Consider the following 1,236-nt stretch of genomic DNA (forward strand, 5'->3'; position numbering starts at 1 on the left):
AGTATCTCCAACAGTATAGCATATAGACCTTGGAGAGGGTCTATAAACACTACTACTTTATAATACGAGGAGGTTTTCAAGATGAAACGAGCGTTGTTTCTGGGCGGCACCGGCACCATCAGCCAGTCGGTCTGCGCATTGGCGGCCCGGCGCGGCTGGCAGCTGACGCTGGTGAACCGGGGCAGCTGCATGGACCGGGTTCCCGAGGGTGCACAGGTGCTCTGTGCCGACGTACGGGACCCCGATGCGCTGGCGCGGGTGCTGGCGGGCCGCACTTTTGACGTGGTGGCGGACTTCATCGCCTTCACGCCCGACCACGTGCGCCGGGACATGGACCTGTTTGACGGGCGCACCGGCCAGTATCTGTTTGTCAGCAGCGCGTCGGCCTATCAGAAACCCCTGGCGGCGCTGCCCATCACCGAGTCCACGCCTCTGGTCAATCCCTTCTGGCAGTATTCCCGGGACAAGATCGCCTGCGAGGAAGCGCTGAACGCCCGCATGCGGGAGACCGGGTTCCCCGTGACCATCGTGCGGCCCAGCCACACCTACTGCGAGCGCAAGGCACCCGTGGCTCTGCACGGCACCCGGGGCAACTGGCAGGTCCTGGCCCGCATGCGCGAAGGAAAGCCCACCATCATTCCCGGCGACGGAACCTCCCTGTGGACTGCCACCCATGCGTCGGATTTTGCCAAAGGCTTTGTGGGTCTCATGGGCAATCCCCGGGCGCTGGGCAGTGCGGTGCATATCACCAGCGACGAAGCGCTGAGCTGGAACCGCATTTACGAAATTCTTGCCGGGGCGCTGGGCGTGGAGCTGCACCCCGTGCACATCGCCACCGATTTTCTGGTGGCCTGCCAGGACGAGTACGACTTGAACGGCGATCTGCACGGCGACAAATGTGCCAACGTCCTGTTCGACAACACCAAGATCAAGCGTCTGGTGCCGGACTTTGTGTGCACCGTGTCCATGGCTGAAGGGATCCGGCAGGCGGTGGAATACATGTGCGCCCACCCGGAATGCCAGGAGCCGGACCCCGTGTTCGACCGCTGGTGCGACCGGGTCTGCGCCGCTTATCAGGCGGGGCTGGCGGCGTTTCAGGCATAAAAAAAGCGGCAGGCTTTGTGGCCGGGGTTCCGTAAGAAAACGACGCCGGGAAGGAGCCCCTTTTGCGCGGCTGCATCGTCAAACCGCCTTGACAACCACAAAGGGTGCCGGGTTTTTCCCGCAAGGCGGGAA

At 62.8% G+C, this 1,236-nt stretch carries 1 protein-coding gene; it reads left to right on the forward strand.

Annotation, left to right across the window (positions count from 1 at the left end):
• The first annotated feature begins 81 nt into the window (after nucleotides 1–81).
• Nucleotides 82–1,104, forward strand: a complete 1,023-nt coding sequence (locus WMO24_RS00030; RefSeq protein ID WP_349213953.1) for an SDR family oxidoreductase — start codon at nucleotides 82–84, stop codon at nucleotides 1,102–1,104.
• The last annotated feature ends 132 nt before the right edge of the window (nucleotides 1,105–1,236 follow it).

Origin of the sequence: Ruthenibacterium intestinale (assembly GCF_040096265.1) — a bacterium.
In the GTDB taxonomy this organism is placed as follows: Bacteria; Bacillota; Clostridia; order Oscillospirales; family Ruminococcaceae; genus Ruthenibacterium; species Ruthenibacterium komagatae.